General features: G+C 48.0%; 20 protein-coding genes. 4 read left to right on the forward strand and 16 right to left on the reverse strand.

The features are described from left to right. Window positions 1–8 precede the first annotated feature (8 nt). The 4 genes from PHH59_RS07730 to lipA all read left to right on the forward strand — a co-directional run bounded on the left by PHH59_RS07730 (window position 9) and on the right by lipA (window position 4,230). Complete coding sequence (locus tag PHH59_RS07730) at window positions 9–1,400, forward strand: ethanolamine ammonia-lyase subunit EutB (protein WP_300013704.1); 1,392 nt, start codon at window positions 9–11, stop codon at window positions 1,398–1,400. Window positions 1,401–1,787: 387 nt separating this feature from the next. Beyond that, window positions 1,788–2,591 (forward strand): ethanolamine ammonia-lyase subunit EutC, encoded by an 804-nt coding sequence (gene eutC / locus PHH59_RS07735; RefSeq protein WP_300013707.1) that lies wholly within the window; start codon window positions 1,788–1,790, stop codon window positions 2,589–2,591. A gap of 74 nt (window positions 2,592–2,665) precedes the next feature. Then, on the forward strand, window positions 2,666–3,274 hold the full coding sequence (gene lipB, locus PHH59_RS07740) for a lipoyl(octanoyl) transferase LipB (protein WP_300013710.1): 609 nt from the start codon (window positions 2,666–2,668) through the stop codon (window positions 3,272–3,274). Beyond that, window positions 3,271–4,230, forward strand: coding sequence for a lipoyl synthase (gene lipA / locus PHH59_RS07745; RefSeq protein ID WP_300013713.1), 960 nt, complete (start codon window positions 3,271–3,273; stop codon window positions 4,228–4,230). The genes lipB and lipA overlap by 4 nt, the downstream gene beginning before the upstream one ends. 275 nt (window positions 4,231–4,505) lie before the next feature. Here lipA and PHH59_RS07750 read toward each other — a convergent pair whose 3' ends face one another. The 16 genes from PHH59_RS07750 to PHH59_RS07825 all read right to left on the reverse strand — a co-directional run bounded on the left by PHH59_RS07750 (window position 4,506) and on the right by PHH59_RS07825 (window position 18,697). Continuing rightward, window positions 4,506–5,279, reverse strand: coding sequence for a TatD family hydrolase (locus tag PHH59_RS07750; protein ID WP_300013716.1), 774 nt, complete (start codon window positions 5,277–5,279; stop codon window positions 4,506–4,508). 237 nt (window positions 5,280–5,516) lie between these two features. Further along, complete coding sequence (locus PHH59_RS07755; protein ID WP_300013748.1) at window positions 5,517–6,782, reverse strand: HD-GYP domain-containing protein; 1,266 nt, start codon at window positions 6,780–6,782, stop codon at window positions 5,517–5,519. 423 nt (window positions 6,783–7,205) lie between these two features. Continuing rightward, window positions 7,206–7,571, reverse strand: coding sequence for a PilZ domain-containing protein (locus PHH59_RS07760; protein ID WP_300013751.1), 366 nt, complete (start codon window positions 7,569–7,571; stop codon window positions 7,206–7,208). Between the two features lie 2 nt (window positions 7,572–7,573). Continuing rightward, complete coding sequence (locus tag PHH59_RS07765; protein WP_300013754.1) at window positions 7,574–8,563, reverse strand: DNA polymerase III subunit delta'; 990 nt, start codon at window positions 8,561–8,563, stop codon at window positions 7,574–7,576. Further along, window positions 8,560–9,183 (reverse strand): dTMP kinase, encoded by a 624-nt coding sequence (gene tmk, locus PHH59_RS07770; RefSeq protein WP_300013758.1) that lies wholly within the window; start codon window positions 9,181–9,183, stop codon window positions 8,560–8,562. The genes PHH59_RS07765 and tmk overlap by 4 nt, the downstream gene beginning before the upstream one ends. Further along, window positions 9,170–10,177 carry an endolytic transglycosylase MltG gene (mltG, locus tag PHH59_RS07775; RefSeq protein WP_300013761.1) on the reverse strand — a complete coding sequence of 336 codons (1,008 nt, stop codon included), beginning with the start codon at window positions 10,175–10,177 and terminating at the stop codon, window positions 9,170–9,172. Before mltG ends, tmk begins: the two co-directional genes overlap by 14 nt. Then, a complete protein-coding gene (gene pabC, locus PHH59_RS07780) occupies window positions 10,167–11,009 on the reverse strand; it encodes an aminodeoxychorismate lyase (protein ID WP_300013764.1) in 843 nt (280 codons plus the stop codon). Before pabC ends, mltG begins: the two co-directional genes overlap by 11 nt. Before the next feature lie 19 nt (window positions 11,010–11,028). Further along, window positions 11,029–12,273, reverse strand: coding sequence for a beta-ketoacyl-ACP synthase II (gene fabF / locus PHH59_RS07785; protein ID WP_300013767.1), 1,245 nt, complete (start codon window positions 12,271–12,273; stop codon window positions 11,029–11,031). A gap of 82 nt (window positions 12,274–12,355) precedes the next feature. Further along, complete coding sequence (gene acpP / locus PHH59_RS07790; RefSeq protein ID WP_300013770.1) at window positions 12,356–12,586, reverse strand: acyl carrier protein; 231 nt, start codon at window positions 12,584–12,586, stop codon at window positions 12,356–12,358. A 138-nt stretch (window positions 12,587–12,724) separates the two neighbouring features. Continuing rightward, window positions 12,725–13,456 (reverse strand): 3-oxoacyl-ACP reductase FabG, encoded by a 732-nt coding sequence (fabG, locus tag PHH59_RS07795; protein ID WP_300013773.1) that lies wholly within the window; start codon window positions 13,454–13,456, stop codon window positions 12,725–12,727. Next, the gene (gene fabD / locus PHH59_RS07800; RefSeq protein ID WP_300013776.1) at window positions 13,446–14,414 is read right to left on the reverse strand and encodes an ACP S-malonyltransferase; all 969 of its coding nucleotides are present in this window, start codon (window positions 14,412–14,414) and stop codon (window positions 13,446–13,448) included. Before fabD ends, fabG begins: the two co-directional genes overlap by 11 nt. Window positions 14,415–14,523: 109 nt before the next feature. After that, the gene (locus PHH59_RS07805) at window positions 14,524–15,492 is read right to left on the reverse strand and encodes a beta-ketoacyl-ACP synthase III (RefSeq protein WP_300013779.1); all 969 of its coding nucleotides are present in this window, start codon (window positions 15,490–15,492) and stop codon (window positions 14,524–14,526) included. After that, the gene (plsX, locus tag PHH59_RS07810) at window positions 15,489–16,517 is read right to left on the reverse strand and encodes a phosphate acyltransferase PlsX (protein WP_300013782.1); all 1,029 of its coding nucleotides are present in this window, start codon (window positions 16,515–16,517) and stop codon (window positions 15,489–15,491) included. Before plsX ends, PHH59_RS07805 begins: the two co-directional genes overlap by 4 nt. Window positions 16,518–16,595: 78 nt before the next feature. After that, window positions 16,596–16,781: a 50S ribosomal protein L32 gene (rpmF, locus tag PHH59_RS07815; protein WP_300013785.1), complete on the reverse strand. Its 186-nt coding sequence runs from the start codon at window positions 16,779–16,781 to the stop codon at window positions 16,596–16,598. Beyond that, entirely contained in the window at window positions 16,781–17,323 is a 543-nt protein-coding gene (locus PHH59_RS07820) for a YceD family protein (protein WP_300013788.1), read from the reverse strand. Before PHH59_RS07820 ends, rpmF begins: the two co-directional genes overlap by 1 nt. 471 nt (window positions 17,324–17,794) lie before the next feature. Continuing rightward, window positions 17,795–18,697: an N-formylglutamate amidohydrolase gene (locus PHH59_RS07825; RefSeq protein ID WP_300013791.1), complete on the reverse strand. Its 903-nt coding sequence runs from the start codon at window positions 18,695–18,697 to the stop codon at window positions 17,795–17,797. Between the last annotated feature and the right edge of the window lie 2 nt (window positions 18,698–18,699).

The following is an 18,699-nucleotide window of genomic DNA, read 5'->3' on the forward strand; positions in this document are numbered from 1 at the left end:
TAACCACCATGTACAAAACCCACCTAGCCCAGCAATCCTACGATTTCAAAACCCTACGCAAGCTAATGGCGAAAGCCAGCCCTGCGCGTTCCGGCGATTGTCTGGCGGGTGTGGCGGCGGTGAACCATTTGGAGCGGGTGGCGGCGCAGTGGGTGTTGGCGGATGTGCCGCTGAAACAATTTTTGACCGAAGCCTTAGTGCCTTACGAAAGCGACGAAGTGACGCGGCTGATTATCGACGGGCATGACAGACAAGCGTTTGCGCCCATCAGCCATTTGACCGTCGGCGATTTCCGCAACTGGTTGTTATCCGAACAGGCTGATACGGCAACGTTGACAAAAATCGCCGCTGGCCTGACACCGGAGATGGTCGCCGCCGTGTCGAAAATCATGCGAATCCAAGATTTGATTTTGGTGGCGAAAAAATGCCGCGTGGTCACGCGTTTCCGTGGCACGATAGGTTTGGCGAACCGTTTGTCCACCCGCCTACAACCCAACCACCCCACCGACAATCCCGCCGGTATCGCCGCCAGTATCTTGGACGGTTTGCTCTATGGCTGCGGCGATGCAGTGATCGGCATCAATCCCGCCACCGACAACCTCGAAGCCACGACGCGCTTGTTGCACCTGCTTAACGATGTCATCGAGCGTTACCAAATCCCCACCCAAGCCTGTGTGTTGGCGCATGTCACCACCACGATGAAAGCGATGGCACAAGGTGCGCCCGTGGATTTGGTGTTTCAATCCATCGCCGGAACCCAAAAAGCAAATGATAGTTTCGGTATCAATTTGGCGATGTTACAGGAAGCCCACGAAATGGCCTTAAGTCTAAACAGAGGCACAGTCGGCGACAACTGCCTATATTTTGAAACCGGACAAGGCAGCGCCTTATCCGCCAACGCCCACGAAGGTTTGGACCAGCAAACTTGCGAGGCGCGGGCATACTCGGTGGCGCGGCAATTTAAACCGTTGCTGGTCAACACCGTGGTCGGTTTTATCGGCCCCGAATACCTGTACGATGGCAAGCAAATCATCCGCGCCGGATTGGAAGACCATTTTTGCGGCAAATTGCTCGGCCTGCCGATGGGCTGCGATGTCTGTTACACCAACCACGCCGAAGCGGATCAAGATGATATGGATATGTTGCTGACGCAATTTGCCGTGGCGGGCGGCACGTTCATCATGGGTGTGCCAGGCGCGGATGATGTGATGCTGAATTACCAATCGACCTCGTTCCATGATGCGCTGTATGTGCGGCAAATTTTAGGCTTGCGACCCGCGCCTGAATTTGAGCAATGGTTGCAACAACATCAAATTTTTAATGGTGATAACCAATTGATGCGGCAAGGAATTCCTGCGCTGTTTGGTGGTGTGGGCATTTTGCCTACGAATGGTTCTTAAGATTATGCTACTTACCAAGCTCCTGCTTACCCGCAAGGCATAAAACGATAGGAAGCAAGAGCTTCCCATACTGCGTTCCCAAACTGGAGCTTCACTGTCATTAAGTTAAGTATTTTTACCTTTAATTTCAATAATATAAGTATATTGTAGGGCGCATTAGCGATAGCGTAATGCGCCGGATGCTTGAAATCCAACATGCGGTGCAATACGGCTATCGCCTATTGCACCCTACAAAAGGTGTTTTACAGATTTCTCAACAAATTGATTTTAAAAATAATTCCTTAACTTAATGGCATTGAAGCCGGAGCTTGGGAACGAGCGAATGGAGTCCAAAAACCTGTTTTTGGACTCCATTTCAACACTGACAATTTCTACTCCCAACCAGCCATGAGCAACCCACAGCAAATCACCCCAGACCCTTGGCAAACCCTAAGCCAATTCACCGCCGCGCGTATTGCCTTAGGCCGGGCGGGAATAAGTTTGCCGACCCGTGCCTGTTTGGACTTCCAACTCGCCCATGCCTTGGCGCGGGATGCGGTGAATATCCCGCTGGATTTTACCGAACTTGCCGGACGCTTGGCGGCAAACGGCATTGGCTCTTTAACTTTACAAAGCCAAGCGGAAAACCAACGCCTGTATTTGCAACGGCCTGATTTGGGGAGATTGTTAAGCCCCTCTTCGCAAGAACGCTTAAAAAACCACGCACTATCACCCGCCGATGCCGTTGTGGTGGTTGCCGATGGTTTGTCATCCACCGCCATCGCCCATCATGCCGAGCCATTTTTAAACTTATTGCTGCCGGAACTGCAAAACAACAACTACCAAATCCCGCCCGTTTGCCTAATCAAACACGGGCGTGTCGCCGTGGGCGATGCCATTGCCGAAGCTTTCGCGGCGCGGTTGTGCCTTGTTTTGATCGGCGAACGCCCTGGCCTAAGCTCGCCGGATAGCATGGGCATTTATTTTACCTATCAAGCTAAATCCGGCCTTAGCACCGATGCCGACCGCAATTGCATTTCCAATATCCATCACAATGGCTTAAGTTATGCCCAAGCATTAAAAAAACTGCTATTTTTAATCGCCGAAGCAGAAAAATTGCAACTGTCGGGAGTGAATTTAAAAGATGAAACGACCGAAACAGAGTTAGAGAACTTGCCGCCATCAAGTAATTTTCTCCTAACTCACCGATAGTACAGGGACAGTCCGTACATTGCCTAAGCCATCCCGGCGATTTTCACCGTGCAAACCATCTGTAACGCCAACTAATGCCTCCTACCCTACGCTATCTCAACCAACAAGCCTACGCCGACACCTGGCAAGCCATGCAAGAGTTCACCGTGCAACGCAGCGCCGATACGCCGGATGAACTTTGGATAGTCGAACACCCGCCCGTCTACACCCTAGGCTTAAGCGGCAAGCGCGAGCATTTGCTGGCTATGACCGATATTCCCGTCGTGCACAGCGATAGGGGCGGACAAGTGACTTACCACGGCCCAGGGCAGTTAGTGATTTACACCTTGCTGGACATTAAACGTTTGCAAATCAATATCCGTGAGCTAGTCAGCCTACTGGAAAACGCCATGATCGTCACCTTGGCGGATGTCGGCATCACCGCATTAGCCAAAGCCGACGCGCCCGGCGTGTATGTGCAAGGCAAAAAAATCGGCTCGATTGGTTTGCGTATTAAAAACCATTGCAGTTATCATGGCTTAAGTCTGAACAACTCTATGGATTTGCGCCCGTTTTCGCACATCAACCCGTGCGGCTACTCCGGTTTGCAAATGACCCAACTGGCCGATTTGGGTGCCGCCATTGACACCAATGATTTAGCCGCCCTAGTTATTGAACACATCACCGCAGCCTTACCGTCATGAATTATCAAGCCCCCTCACGCGCCACCCCCGAATCCCACCAACGTAGCGCGGAAAAACTGGCGCGTATCCCGATTAAAGTCGAGCAACCGGAAACGGCGTTGCGCAAACCCGATTGGATACGCATCAAAGTCACCGCTAACGAAGAAATCACCCGCGTCAAGCAATTGCTGCGCGAACATAAACTGCACACCGTCTGCGAAGAAGCCGCCTGCCCGAATTTGGCAGAATGCTTCCAGCACGGCACGGCAACCTTCATGATCATGGGTGATTTATGCACCCGCCGCTGCCCGTTCTGCGATGTCGCCCACGGTAAACCGCTGCCCTTGGATGCCAACGAACCGCAACACTTAGCTGATGCGATAGCCGCAATGGCGTTGAAATATGTCGTCATCACCTCCGTAGACCGCGATGATTTGCGCGACGGTGGCGCGGGGCATTTCGCCGAGTGCATCAGCCAAATCCGCGCCTTGACACCATCCACCAAAATCGAAATCCTAGTCCCCGATTTTCGTGGACGGGTAGAAAAAGCCATCAATATCTTGGTGCAACAACCTTGCGACGTGTTCAACCACAACCTGGAAACCGTGCCCCGCATCTACAAACAAGCGCGTCCTGGTTCGGATTACCAAGGCTCTTTGGATTTATTGCGCCAACATCATGAAGCGTTGCCGCATATCCCGACCAAATCCGGCTTGATGATGGGTTTGGGCGAGGAAACCGACGAAGTGATAGCCGTGATGAAAGATTTACGGGCACATGGTTGCGCTATGCTGACTTTGGGGCAATACCTACAACCCAGCAAAGCCCATTTGCCCGTACAACGCTATGTCACGCCGGAAGAGTTTGCCGATTATGGCAGGGTTGCTAAGGAATTAGGCTTTAAACAAGTGGCTAGTGCACCGCTGGTTAGGTCTTCTTACCATGCGGATTTGCAGGCTAAGGATGTGATTGAATAAGTGGTTGTAAGGAAGGTAACGCAGCACGTAGCACGTAGGGCGCATTAGCGGTAGCGTAATGCGCCAGATGGTTGAAGACCAACATGCGGTGCAATACGGCTATCGCCTATTGCACCCTACGGAGTGCGTCTTGCGAGTTAGGTACAAAGACATATGCAAAGGTTGCCATCCTTGGCAATTCTATTCATTTGGGAGGTCAACGGCGGCAATCCCTTTCTATGGGCATTTCAGATAAGGGGCGATTGCAAAATTATAGGTTTCTGACTGAATCGGTTTTACACAAAATTAAACAACGTATAAAAATTCCGCGTGGACAACCCGGCTATCTCCTCAAACGTAGCCCCGCGCAACTGCGCAATATGTTCGGCGACATGGCGGACATATAGCGGATAATTGGTTTTGCCCCGGAACGGTACGGGAGCCAGATAAGGGGAATCGGTTTCGATCAGGAAACGGTCGGCGGGGACTTTTTTGGCGACTTCTTTGATTTCTGTGGCATTGTTAAACGTGACGATGCCGGAAAAAGAAATGTAGAAATTCAAGTCCATCGCTTTTTGGGCGAATCCCCAATTTTCGGTGAAGCAGTGGATGATGCCGCCGACTTCATCTGCGCCTTCTTCCGCGAGAATTTTCAAAGTGTCTTGCCCGGCTTCGCGGGTGTGGATGATCAACGGTTTTTTCAACGTTTTTGCGGCGGCGATGTGGTTTCTAAAGCGGTTATGTTGCCAGGTTAAATCCCCGTCGCTACGGAAATAATCCAAGCCGGTTTCGCCGATGGCAATCACTTTTTCGTTCTGCCCCAAAGCAATCAGTTCATCGGCACTAGGGTCGCGGCCTTCATGCTCATTGGGATGCACACCGACGCTGACCGAGATTTGCGGGTAATCCGCCACCATCGCCAACATGGCGGGATAGGCTTCCAAATCTATGGCAATGCACAATAAATGCTCGATATTGCTGTTTTGGACTTGCTGCATAAAACAGCTAAAGTCGTTTTGGTAGGGCTTAAGGTCGATACGGTCGAGATGGCAATGGGAGTCAATCAGCATGGCATAACCTAAGTTTTTAAGGAAAGGTATTTTCTAGGATTATTGGTAGTGGCTAGGATGAAATATCTAAAAACTCTTCACATCCTTGGAAACTGAATTTCGCTGCGGGGACTAACGGCTGCAATGTGCCGGAAGGATGGCTTTAATAGCAACAGCCGGCTTAAGCACCACCTGATTTTTTATGGGGCTAGAAGAGTCGCGGAATGCTTAGTTGCTCTTTTATCACGCTCAATTTTGTCAAAGCAACTTGGTAGCAGAAGCCGTTTTTACGCCCAATTCTTTGACAATATATTCGCCAAGATCAATGTCCACCGTGTGCGGCTGAATTACTTTATTAATAAATAACAATGGCTTGCCTTCGTGATCACGAAAACGGTCAAGGTTGATGATTTGTGGCGGATGCCGGATTTCACCCGTGTTGTCGCGGATAACCATGACTGTGGGCAATAAATGTTTATCGGATTTGACCCCGATTACAATGCCAGTACTGCCATTGTTAAGATGTACAATGCTACCGACAGGATAGATGCCCAGACATTTGATAAAGCTTTCGACCAGTTCGGCATCCAACACGGTATCACGCATCGCATAAATGGACTTAAGGGCGTCGGAGCACGATATTTGTGCATTTGGATCGGCACTGTTGCTGATTTTTTCATAGCTATCAACAATTGCGATTATTTTCGACAACAAACTGATTTCGGAGCCTTTTAGACCACGCGGATAACCTGTGCCATCGACCTTTTCATGATGGGAGTAGGTAATCTCGATGACTTCGGCGGAAATTTCCGGAATTTTACCCAACATCTCCGCACCATATTGAGGGTGCAGTTCCATCAATATTTTTTCTTCGCCAGTCAAGCCATGATTGCATTTGTCCAAAATTGCCTTGGGGACTTTTGCTTCGCCAACATCATGCAGTAATGCCGCAATACTCAATTGCGTCAATTGTTCATGGCTCAAGCCCAAATAACGGCCAAACAAAGAGCTAAAAATACAGCTATTAATGCTATGGGCAACGGTGTCTTTCCGGTTTGAACGCAGATTGCTCAATAATACCAATGTGTTATGGTTACGCATGACGCTGCTTACCACGTCTTGTACGCAGGATTTTATCTCCGGCATGGCGATATAGTTATTGAGGCGGAAATTATTCAGCACTTTGTTCAACGAAACCGTGGCATGTTCATAGGTTTCAGACGCTATCGCCAAGTCTTCCACAAAGCTTTTTTTAACGCCGTGTGCGGCATCATGGCGGGCATGTTCCGTTGTAGCGTGGCTGTCGTCTTTTTCGCCAGAGGATTTGAACGCTGTAAACGACAGGGTTTGGACGCTCTGTTCCTCATCAATCTTGACCGTTTTGCAAAAACGTCGAAGCTCCTCGATTTGTTTGTCGTTCTCAATACGAAAGCCTTGAAACATAAATGATGTTTCTAACCACGACCTATCTAAATGAGCAACAAACATACCTATTTCCAGGTCTTTTGTATCAATTTCTATCATGTTCAATTCCTAAAACTGGGCTTTGAGGTAAACGGCACATTCCCCCCCGCCTTAAAGATAAAAATAATAAATTCATAATACCGCACCCAGCACCTGACCGCATGCTGTTGTTCGGGACGGAGTTCACCTTTTGATGAGATCGTTAGCAAATCAAGTCCTTATAGGTAAGGGACCGTTGAAAATACGCAAAAAATCTTTGCCATTGGCACTAATTGCTTGATAAATCGCCGATTATTCCGGCCTTCCGAGCGGCTTGAGTATTAAGCATAGGTTTTCAGGCAGTATTTAGGAGTGCAAACCTAGGTTTGCACTCCTGATTGATTTAAAAAAATTCCTGAAAACTTTTGCACCAGTACTTAGCAAAATACCGGCTTTGGTAACCTCGGCATCCCGTATCGACAAGCCCCACACATTCTACCCCGCCTACATAGTGTGGGTCTGTCGTTCAGAACCCAAAGCCCCTGCCAAATAAGCTTCTATTTTAGTCCGCGCCACACCACCGCCAGCTTCGGTAAATTGGACACCTATGCCTGATGAACGGTAGCTTTGCGATCCTGCGGGGGTTTTCCAGACCACTTTACCCTGTACGGGTATTTTTTCGGTTTCATCCATTAGGTTTAGCAACATAAACACTTCCTGTCCCATTTTATAGGGACGGTTGGTCGGTATGAACAAACCGCCATTAATTAAGAAAGGCATATAAGCGGAATACAGCGATTTTTTGTCTTTGATTGACAGCGTCAATATGCCAGATCTTGGCGTTGTGGTGTTTGAAGTGGAATCTGCCATGTTTACTTACTCTGGTTAAGCTGTGACCAATAAATTAAGATTTCTTCAAAAAGAATCTGTTTGTTGATGGTGGTGTCCAAGCGTTGCCGGCTGCTGAGCAACAAATCATATAAGCCATAAAGTTTTTTTAATGCCATGCCCTGTGCCAAAGCTTGCAGGGGTTTAATCAAATCAGGATTGAACAAGCTATCGGTCGAAGCATGATAAACGCACTTTATTAAATCCATCACCCATGAGCTGATCCAGAAAAGCAATTGTGATGCAGACAGGGCCTGCCAATTTTCAGCAACGACAACCGGATGCGTTTGTTGTTTGGCTATGGCTAACCATTCCTTGAAACAATCATTACGTTGTTTCAGCGTATCTTGATGGGCATATTCTAATGCCAATAACGGGGCGTATTGCGCCAATGCCAACAAAATCGGCAAATCTGCTGATGATAATCCTGGCTTTTGCTCCCTTAACCAAGCACTTAGAATATTTATGCCCGCTGCCGCAATCGCCAATTTTTGGCAACGGCTGACAATAGTCGCTGGCAGTTTGGCGGGTTTGTCGGTGATCAGCAGAATCACCGTCCGCTCAGCCGGCTCTTCCAAGCATTTTAAAAACGCATTCGCCGCTCTGGTGTTCATGGCATCGGCGGGATTAACAATGACGACACGGTATTTATCGTACTGCGGCTTTAAGCTGATGCGCGTGATCAAGGTGCGGACTTGTTCTATGGCAATCCCTTTTCCGGCTTCCTCCGGCTGCAAGGCAATGAAATCAGGATGGGTTTGGGCGGTAAACAGCAGGCAACTAGCACAGGCTCCGCAGGCCAGGCCATCACGTTGGGGATGGTTGCACAGCAAAGCATTGGCAAATTGTTTGGCGAGCTGTTGTTTACCATAGCCTTTTTTTCCCGTAATCAACAATGCCTGGGGTATGCGTTGCTGGACGACATAGTTTTGCAGATGCGTCCAATTTTGTTGTTGCCACGGTAGCAGGGTCATCGCAACAAAATCCGCAAATTTTCCGTTATGGCCTGTTGCACTTCCACCAGCGGCTGGTTGGCTTTAATCAGTTTGATGCGCTGTGGATGCAGTTCCATCTGTAATAAATAGGCCCGTCTGACCCGTTCAAAAAAGCTGGTTTTTTCCGCTTCAAAACGGTCAACCACAACACGTTTTCTGACCCGCGCCATACCAATTTCAACTGGCGCATCCAACAACAAGGTTAAATCCGGCCGTAAAGTGCCTTGGACAAAATTTTCCAGCCACTCAATGGTACTTGCTTTCATATTTCGCCCGCCACCCTGGTACGCATAGGTCGCATCGGTGAAACGGTCGCTCAGCACCCAGTTGCCTTGTGCCAATGCTGGTTCTATCACATGTTTGATGTGCTGTGCCCTGGCTGCAAACATCATCAGCAATTCGGCCTGTTCAGTCACGGTTTCACTACCGGCATCCAGTAATAATTGGCGTATTTTTTCGGCAAGGAACGTCCCGCCCGGTTCACGGGTGACAACAACCGGAATATGATGTTTTTCTAAATAATCTTTGATAAACGCTAGATTGGTGGTTTTACCGACACCCTCGACACCTTCCAGAGTTATAAATTTACCGCGTATCATGTTTCTTCCTCTGGTAATTGTCCACCGCCAGATTATGGGCTTTTAAGCTTGCAGAAAAGACATGGGTGCCATCACCACGCGCAACAAAATAAAGATTATCGGAGTTATCGGGATGTAAGGCGGCGTTAATGGCTTCCCGCCCTGGCATGGCAATAGGGGTGGGTGGCAGGCCAGCAATCACATAGGTATTGTAAGGTGTCAGTGCCCTTAAGTCTTTGTAGGTGATATTGCCTTGATAGGCTTCGCCTATCCCGTAAATGACGGTCGGATCGGTTTGCAGGCGCATCCCTTGTTGCAGGCGGCGGACAAACACGCCGGCAATCTGGCTTCGCTCCGGTTTGGCGGCGGTTTCTTTTTCGACAATAGAAGCCATAATTAACGCTTCGTAGACATTTTTATAAGGTAGGTTTTCGGCTTTTTTAGCCCATTCCTGATCAATTATAGTCTGCATTTTCACGTAGGCCCTTTGCAGCAAAGCGAAATCAGTCGTGTGTTTTTCAAAAAAGTAAGTGTCCGGGAAAAACGCGCCTTCGGGATGTGGAATTTGTGCACCCAACTTAGCCATTAATGAAACGGCATCGCCTTCTTTAAGCGTATGGTCAAGGTGGGGGTTTTTTTCAATTTCTTGCCTTATCTGTTGGTAATTCCAACCTTCTGGAAAAGTGATTGCGTATTGTTTAGTCTTGCCTGACATCAACAAGGCTAAAATGCCTTGCATAGTCAGTCCCGGCGCCAATTCATATTCGCCGGTTTTAAGCCGTTTAAACGCATCATCTTGCAAGGCCAGTAACTTAAACCACACGGGATTAAGGGGCAGTTGTTGTTCCAGCAATTTGTCGGTAATCCGCGCGAAAGAATCGCCTTTGGCAATTTCTACCGTGACCGGATTGCCTGTTACTACAGGCATGTACAGTGCGTCCTGATACCCCAGCCATGCCCAAAAAACCGGGCAAGCCAAAAGCAAAACCAAAATACCAGCCACTTTATGCCGCAACGCCAACACCCGCAAATTTAGATCGGGCCAACCATTGTTGAATTTGCCGGCTTATCGGCCCAACTGAAAAAGGGCTGCCTTCAATTTGCCTGACCGGCCAGATGCCCATAATGGAATTGCTAAAGAAGATTTCATCAGCCGACAGTATGTCGGCTTTTGTGTAGTGATGCTCGATCACAGCCAGCTTGTTTTGCGTACAAAGCCCAATGATAATCTGGCGCATAACCCCGGCAACCCCCGATTGCGTCAATTGTGCGGTATATAAGACATTATTTTTAACATAAAAAATATTGCTCATCGTGCCTTCAATCACATGATCATTCATATCGAGCATAATCCCTTCTTGGATGCCGGGATCTGACCATTCTGCCCTGGCCAAAACCTGTTCAAGGCGGTTCAAATGCTTGATTCCCGCTAAAGCAGGATTTAACCCCAAACGGGTATGGCAGAAACGGGCAATGACGCCCTGTTGCGGGTATGAATCGGGATAATCGGGGAAAGGATGTAAGCTTATGACGCGGGTAGGCTCAATAATATCAGGCTGCCGGTAGCCTCTGCCGCCCGCCCCTCGGGTGAGGATGAGTTTTACAACGGCTTGCCCCATTACAGGGGCAAAAGTACAAACTTTATTAATTTCAGAGACAAGTAGCTTGGTATCGGGTGTAGGAAGATAAAGCCTGGCGCAACCTGTTTGTAAGCGTTGTAAATGCTGTTCCAAAAAAACAGCTTGCCGGTTGAAGATTTCTATGGTTTCAAATAAACCATCGCCGTATTGGAAACCACGGTCTGCTACGTCAATCGTCGTGCTGGCTATGCCGTTGACAAGATACATGTAGAGCAGGCAAGGCAAGCTATCCGTAACGTTTAAAGACCAACGACCCGTTGGTGCCGCCGAATCCGAAGGAGTTGGACATCGCCACATCAATTTTCATGTTTCTGGCGGTGTTCGGGACATAATCAAGATCACACGCAGGGTCTTGATTATCTAGGTTGATCGTTGGCGGGGCAATTTGATGTCTAATGCTTAATGCCGTCAACACCGCTTCAATACCGCCTGCCGCACCTAACAAATGGCCTATCATGGACTTGGTTGAACTGACCGCAACCTTATAAGCATGATCGCCAAGAGCCGCCTTCATCGCCATCGTTTCGCCCAAATCACCTGCGGGAGTTGACGTGCCATGCGCGTTGATATAATCAACTTGGCCAGCATTTAAACCGGCATCATGTAATGCCAGCCTCATGCAACGGGCCGCACCTTCACCACCTTCCGATGGCGTGGTGATATGGTAAGCGTCACCGCTCATGCCAAAACCGATCAATTCGGCATAAATAGTGGCACCGCGGGCTTTGGCATGTTCCAATTCTTCGAGGACCACCACCCCTGCCCCATCACTCAACACAAAACCATCACGGTCTTTGTCCCAAGGACGGCTTGCGGATTGGGGATCAGCGTTGCGGCGTGACAACGCCTTAGCCGAAGCAAACCCGCCCATTGCCGTAGGTGAAGAAGTGCAACGCTCTGCGCCACCCGCCACCATGACATCGGCATCGCCGTACATGATCAGACGCGCCGCATCACCGATATTATGCGTACCCGTGGCACAAGCGGTGACGATAGCGTAGTTTGGCCCTTTCAAACCATACTTGATCGAAAGGTTGCCGGAAATCATGTTGATGATGTTGCCAGGCACAAAAAACGGCGAAATACGGCGGGGGCCGCTTTTGTCATAAGTCGCGTAACATTCTTCGATACCAGTAATGCCACCGATACCGGAACCGATGGCAACACCAATACGTCCGGCATTGGCTTCAGTCACTTCAATCCCAGAATCTTCAAACGCCTGGCAACCGGCGGCAATCCCATAATGGATAAAGCCATCCATACGTTTAGCATCTTTTTCGGCTATGTATTGGGTGACATCAAAATTTCTGATCACGCCACCGAAAGTGGTCGCAAAAGGCGAAATATCAAATGAATCAATCGGAGTTATTCCGCTTTTACCGTTGACAATACCATCCCAAGTTTCAGAAACGGTGTTAGCTAAGGGGGTGACAGCACCCAATCCAGTTATTACAACTCGACGTTTGCTCAATGTCATGTCCGTAAGAAATCAAGAAAGGAATTAGAAGGAGGGAAAGTTAGTGGATGAAACGGGTTCATCCACTGGATGGTCATCAAACGTGCTTTTCTACATAATCAATGGCTTGTTGGACGGTAGTGATTTTTTCAGCATCTTCATCTGGAATTTCACATTCGAATTCTTCTTCAAGAGCCATCACGAGTTCAACTGTATCCAGAGAATCAGCACCAAGATCGTCTACAAAAGAAGCATCTGTAGCAATTTCTTCCTTAACACCCAGTTGCTCCGCAACAATCTTTTTTACTCGTTCTTCAATGTTACTCATAATTTATATCCTCAAACAATGTAAGCTTTTCTATTTTGCTTACAAAAGTATTGTTATTAATTTTTACTAGAAATCCCGTCCCCGGCAATTCCAGACGGTCGGGGAATTATACTTTCATATTACAATAATGTCACAATTTTAAGGCATAAACATCCCGCCGTTGACATGGATAGTTTCGCCAGTAATGTATGCCGCCCCTGATGATGCCAAAAACGACACGGCATGGGCTATTTCATCGGCATTGCCTAATCGGCCCAAAGGAATGCCCGCCAACAATTTGATTTTGATGTCGTCATTCAATTCTTTGGTCATATCGGTGTCAATAAAACCTGGGGCGACGGTGTTGACAGTAATGTTGCGCGAACCGACTTCCTTGGCCAGGGACTTGCCAAAACCGATCATGCCCGCTTTTGCCGCCGCATAATTGGCTTGCCCTGCATTGCCCGTCGCCCCGACTACTGAGGAAATATTGATGATGCGCCCGTATTTTTCTTTCATCATGCCGCGCAGCACGGCTTTGCTCATGCGGAACACGGAAGTCAGGTTGGTGGTGATGATGTCATCCCACTCCTCGTCTTTCATGCGCATCAGCAGATTATCGCGGGTAATGCCGGCATTGTTGACCAATACCGTCGGTACACCGAATTCGTCGTTGACGGTTTTGATCAATCCATCTATTGATGCTGCATCCGCAACATTAAGCTTGATGCCTTTCCCTGATACACCCAGATAAGCCGTAATGGACTCTGCGCCGTTATCGGTCGTTGCCGTACCCACGACAAAAAAACCATCCGTAGCCAAACGTTCGGCAATCGCCTTGCCAATACCACGGCTGGCACCCGTCACCAATGCGATTTGCTTAGTTGTCATAGCTTAACTCCGATTGTTGGGCTTCCAATAGATCATCTAATGTTTTCTGGTCATATAGGGCGAAATGTCCGGCATGTTTCGCGATGCGCTTGTTTAGCCCCAACAAAACCTTGCCCGGCCCGCACTCGACAAAACAATCGACACCTTGTTTAGCCATAGTCTCAACCGTATCCACCCAACGCACGGGCCTATATAACTGCTCAACCAAAATATGCTTTATCGCCACGGGATCGCTGTGCGACTCGGCATCGACATTGTGGATCAACTTTACCTGAGGTGTGGCAATGGACACGTCCAATAGAAACCCGCTCAGTTTTTCGGCTGCCGGTTTCATTAATTCGCAATGGGACGGTACGCTGACGGGTATCGGTAAGACACGTTTCGCGCCTTTGTTTTTGGCGGCAAGCATCGCCCTTTCCACAGCCGCCGCATGGCCTGCTATGACCACTTGTCCAAGCGTGTTGAAATTTACGGCGGCAACCACTTCATCGTTTGCCACGTCGGCGCACACGTCCACAACATCTTGGTCGCTCAACCCTAAGATGGCCGCCATTGCCCCCATGCCTTCCGGTACAGCTTCCTGCATTAACCGGCCACGAAGGGCGACCAAGCCTATGGCATCTTCAAATGATAAGGCATCAGAACAGACCAAAGCCGTGTATTCCCCCAAACTATGGCCCGCCATCCAAGCAGGACGCACCGGACTCAGCTTGCACCAAATTTCCCAGACCGCAAATCCGGCAGCCAGCATGATAGGCTGGGTGTTATGGGTTTGATCCAGTTCATTGTCAAAATTTTCGGTGACAATGCGCCAAAGATCAAGCCCCAAGACCTCAGACGCCCGTGCAAAAGTGTGTTTGACAGAGGGATAATGCCCGGACAAATTTGCCAACATCCCCACAGTTTGTGAGCCTTGTCCAGGAAAAACAAAGGCCAAATTATTAGACTGATTGCTCATTACCAATTTTAATTATTTTTATACGGTTGTTAATATTTAACTACTAAGTGCTTGCCCAAAAAAGCGTGGGAGGGGCATTCCATGTCCAATGCCAGCACTTATGCAAGCATTAATATCTGATAAGCGCGGAACCCCAAGTAAACCCTGCGCCAAAGGCTTCCAGCAAAACCACTTGCCCGCGTTGTATGCGTCCATCACGGACCGCTTCATTAAAAGCCAGCAACACCGACGCCGACGAGGTGTTGCCCTGGGTTTCCAAGGTCACGACCACCTGTTCCATCGACATTTTCAGCTTTTTGGCGGTGGCGGCAATGATACGGATATTGGCTTGATGCGGCACCAGCCAGTCTATATCCGTTTTCTCCATTTGATTGGCTTCCAAGGTTTCATCAACAATACGCCCCAATGTATTGACCGCCACTTTAAAGACTTCGTTGCCACGCATATTGATATAGCCCAACTCATCTTTCCCTGCATCAGTCGCCACTTGCGGATTCGGGCAAAACAACAAATCTTCGTATTCGCCATCGGAATGGATGTGTGTGGACAAAATACCCTTTTCTTCCGCAGCCTGCAACACCACAGCCCCCGCACCGTCACCAAACAGGACGCAAGTGCTACGGTCAGTCCAATCGACAATGCGCGAACAAATTTCCGAACCGACCACCAGAACGGTTTTTGCCGCGCCGGACTTAATGTACTGGTCAGCAATGCTCAAACCAAAGATCGAACCGGAACAGGCGGCCTGCACATCAAACGCGACACAGTTTTTTATCCCCAAACGCTGTTGCAACAAACAACCCGTACTCGGATAAACACGGTCAGGTGTTCCGGTTGCGACAATAATCAAATCAATCGTTTCAGCGTCAATCTGCGCCGCTTCAAGCGCTTGTCTGGCGGCGATTTCCGCCATGCTTGCAGAACTTTCTTCGGCGGCGGCGATACGGCGGCTTTTAATGCCTGTGCGTTCGTGTATCCAATTATCAGAAGTATCCACCATCAAAGAGATTTGCTCATTGGTCAGCACTTTTTCCGGCAAATAGCCGCCCGTGCCTATCACTCTTGAATAATGGCTCATACGCTTTCCCTTTGAGCTAAGATTAGTTGGATTTGCTCACTGACTTTTTTGATCACGTCATTTTTCACTTCGACTTCGGCCAATTGGATTGCCGTCTTAAACGCCAACACATCGGCGCCGCCGTGGCTTTTAATCACCAATCCGCGCAAACCTAAAAAGCTCGCGCCATTATAACGCCTCGGATCTATGCGTTTTTTAAAAGCCTTGAGCACCGGATAAGCGGCCAAAGCCGCCAGGCGGGTAAGCGGATTTTTGCCAAACGCTTCTTTCAGCGCGAAGCCCATCATCTTGGCGGCACCTTCTATGGATTTCAGCGCGACATTGCCAACAAAACCATCGGCAACAATCAAATCGACTTTGACACTACCGGCAGTCAAGGAATCGCCTTCGACATAGCCAATGTAATTCAAGGAGGAGTTTTCCAGTAACTTAGCCGCCGCTTTCACTTGCTCGTTTCCCTTCACCTCTTCCTCGCCGATATTCAGCAAACCGACTTTAGGATGCTCTATTTGCTCGATGGCCTTGACCAATTCGTTGCCCATAATGGCAAACTGGAACAGATGCTCGGCGGTACAATCGACATTCGCACCCAAATCCAAGGCGTGGGTATGCCCGTAGATAGACGGCAAAGTCGAAACAATGGCAGGACGATCCACACCTGGGATCATTTTCAACACAAACCGTGCCGTCGCCATCAACGCGCCCGTATTGCCTGCACTGACGCAAGCATCGGCGGCACCGTCACGCACCAAATTGATGGCGACCCGCATCGACGAATCTTTTTTGTTCTTTAACGCTTTCGATGGCGACTCATCCATGCCGACGCATTGGGAGGCATGGTGGATGGACAAGCGTCCTTGATAGTCAAGCAATGCTTGCGCCAAATGTTGTTTAAGTAAAACTTCGTCACCCACCAAAATCAGCGTTAAGTCTGGATTGCCCTTTAAGCAATCTAAGGAGGCAGGAACCGTCACAACAAGACCATGATCCCCACCCATTGCATCAATTGAAATTGTTAAGCCCACGCTGCCTGGTGACCCCGCCTTAAATTAAAAAAGCCGAACCCGCAAAGGTTCGGCATATCATCAGGCCTTGAAAAAGCCTTAGTCTTCTTCAACAACCGCACCAACAATTTGACGGCCTTTAAAATAACCATCGGGTGTCATGTGGTGACGCAAGTGCATTTCGCCTGTGATTGGATCTTGGGTCAATGCACGACTGGTTAACGAATCGTGTGAACGACGTTGGCCACGTCTTGAACGTGACACTTTACTTTTCTGAACGGCCATTAGGAATCTCCAGTATTTTTTAAATTGGCTAAGATGGAAAAAGGGTTTTCACGGGATGATGGTTTCTCATCCCCAAATAATTCTGCTTTGTTAGTTGGTCTGTTTTTTTCAAAGTGGCCGGTCTCAAAACAAGCGTGCTGGTGTTTTGGAAATGCCGGCAAAGCCAGCAACAGCTCATCTTCGACAATGTCCTTAAGCAATAGGGTTTCGCCTTCAAGCATCAGCGGCTCAAATTCTTCGGGCAATTTATCGGCTTGCTCTATAGAAGTGACAATGCCTAATTTGACCTCGCTATTGACAGGCCATTCCAGTGCTTCCAAACAATTCTGGCAACGCAATTGCAAAACGGTTTCCAGTCGGCCATCAATCGTCGCCAATCGGCCTTCGCGTTGAAAAAAAAGCTCAATAGCAACCGCCCCCGAATCATCGAACAGCAAATCTGCCAAACGTTTCAGGTTATGCAAAGGAATTTGACCCTTTAAAGCACCACGCTTGTCGGCGAGATGCAACGGGTCTATGTATTCAGGTAATCGAGCTAACATAACCGCACAATAATATATGGAAACGCCAAAAGCGTCAAACATTCAAATACAAAGCAATTTAACGTGCCGCCCTGCACCATCCTCCACCAATAGGAAGCATTGTCTATCTGGCTTCGCGGGGAAGGCACATCCGGTTAGGGCTGCGCCCTAACCGGCCGCCACATAATTTTGACAAAACCGCAATCATGTGTGGATTGCCGCGCTTTCCATCCACCCGCATCATAAGGAGGCTGCCATGTTAGATAGTGCAATCAATTTCAGCCGCGCATCCGTTACCCCTAGTTAATTCTGCCGATTCCCACGGATCGGGGCTTCCACAAAAAAAATAGGCTATGTAGCGTAAAAAAACGCCGCGCAAAAACCTGCAATTATGTAAAGAAGCGGCGCGGATAGTCGCGCTGGTGCTGACGGGCGAAACCCAGCAACCTTTGTTGCGGGATTTGCTAGCAGCCTGCCGGACTTAGCCCCCAGTTAACTAGACAATCCGCTTTCAAAAACAAAAAATACGGATTTCAAGGTTACTAACGCGGTTTGGTAGTCCTGCAATCGGAATGATAATAGATTTGTCAATAAAATATTGCGATGACTGTACGCCTTGAAGTACGGGCATTCGACCCAATAAATCGGTAGGCTTGACTTTTTACAAATCATTCCGATTGCAGGACTACCTTCATAAGTATCTACGATATTTAATACTTCCCCAATTATTCCCTTGATATATTGAAATTCTTCATCTGATTTACCAAAATACAATTTACGATTCACTTCAATCATAATAGATTTCAAATCTTTATTCTTTTTATAATGAACCAATGGAACAATAGTACCAGCGAATGGTTTATTGATAAAAACAACATAACCTTTACTTTCTAAGTAATTTTTAATTTCATCAACCAAAATTTGTGGCGTATGAAATTCATCAATACCAATACAAAAATCTGGCCGAATAACATCTTGATCTGGTTCATGTGGTAAAGCTTCATTAGAGAAGCTATGGCAATCAACTATAACAATTTCTTTAAATAAGGATAAGCAGTGATTACAGGCAATAGAGAATTTAGTATGATGAGGTTTATAATATTTTTCAATTATATCTTGTCTTTCTTCATCAGTAACATTTCTTAACTGACCGCCAAAACTGTCCCTTGTGTAACAAATCCCATGCCCTTGTTGCTCCATTGGTTCATCATCAATAAATCGTTCTACATCGCAAAATAAACGACTCCAAGGAAAAACAATAGTCTCCATTGAAGAATATGAAAACAATTCATCAGTATACCAATCAGTCATCCTTAACAAATCTTCTTCAATTGATTTATCAAATTTTACCCCATCTGGGATTTTAGTTGAACTATGCGGAATATGTAATATCATTT

It is taken from the genome of Methylovulum sp. (genome assembly GCF_028687615.1).
GTDB lineage: Bacteria > Pseudomonadota > Gammaproteobacteria > Methylococcales > Methylomonadaceae > Methylovulum.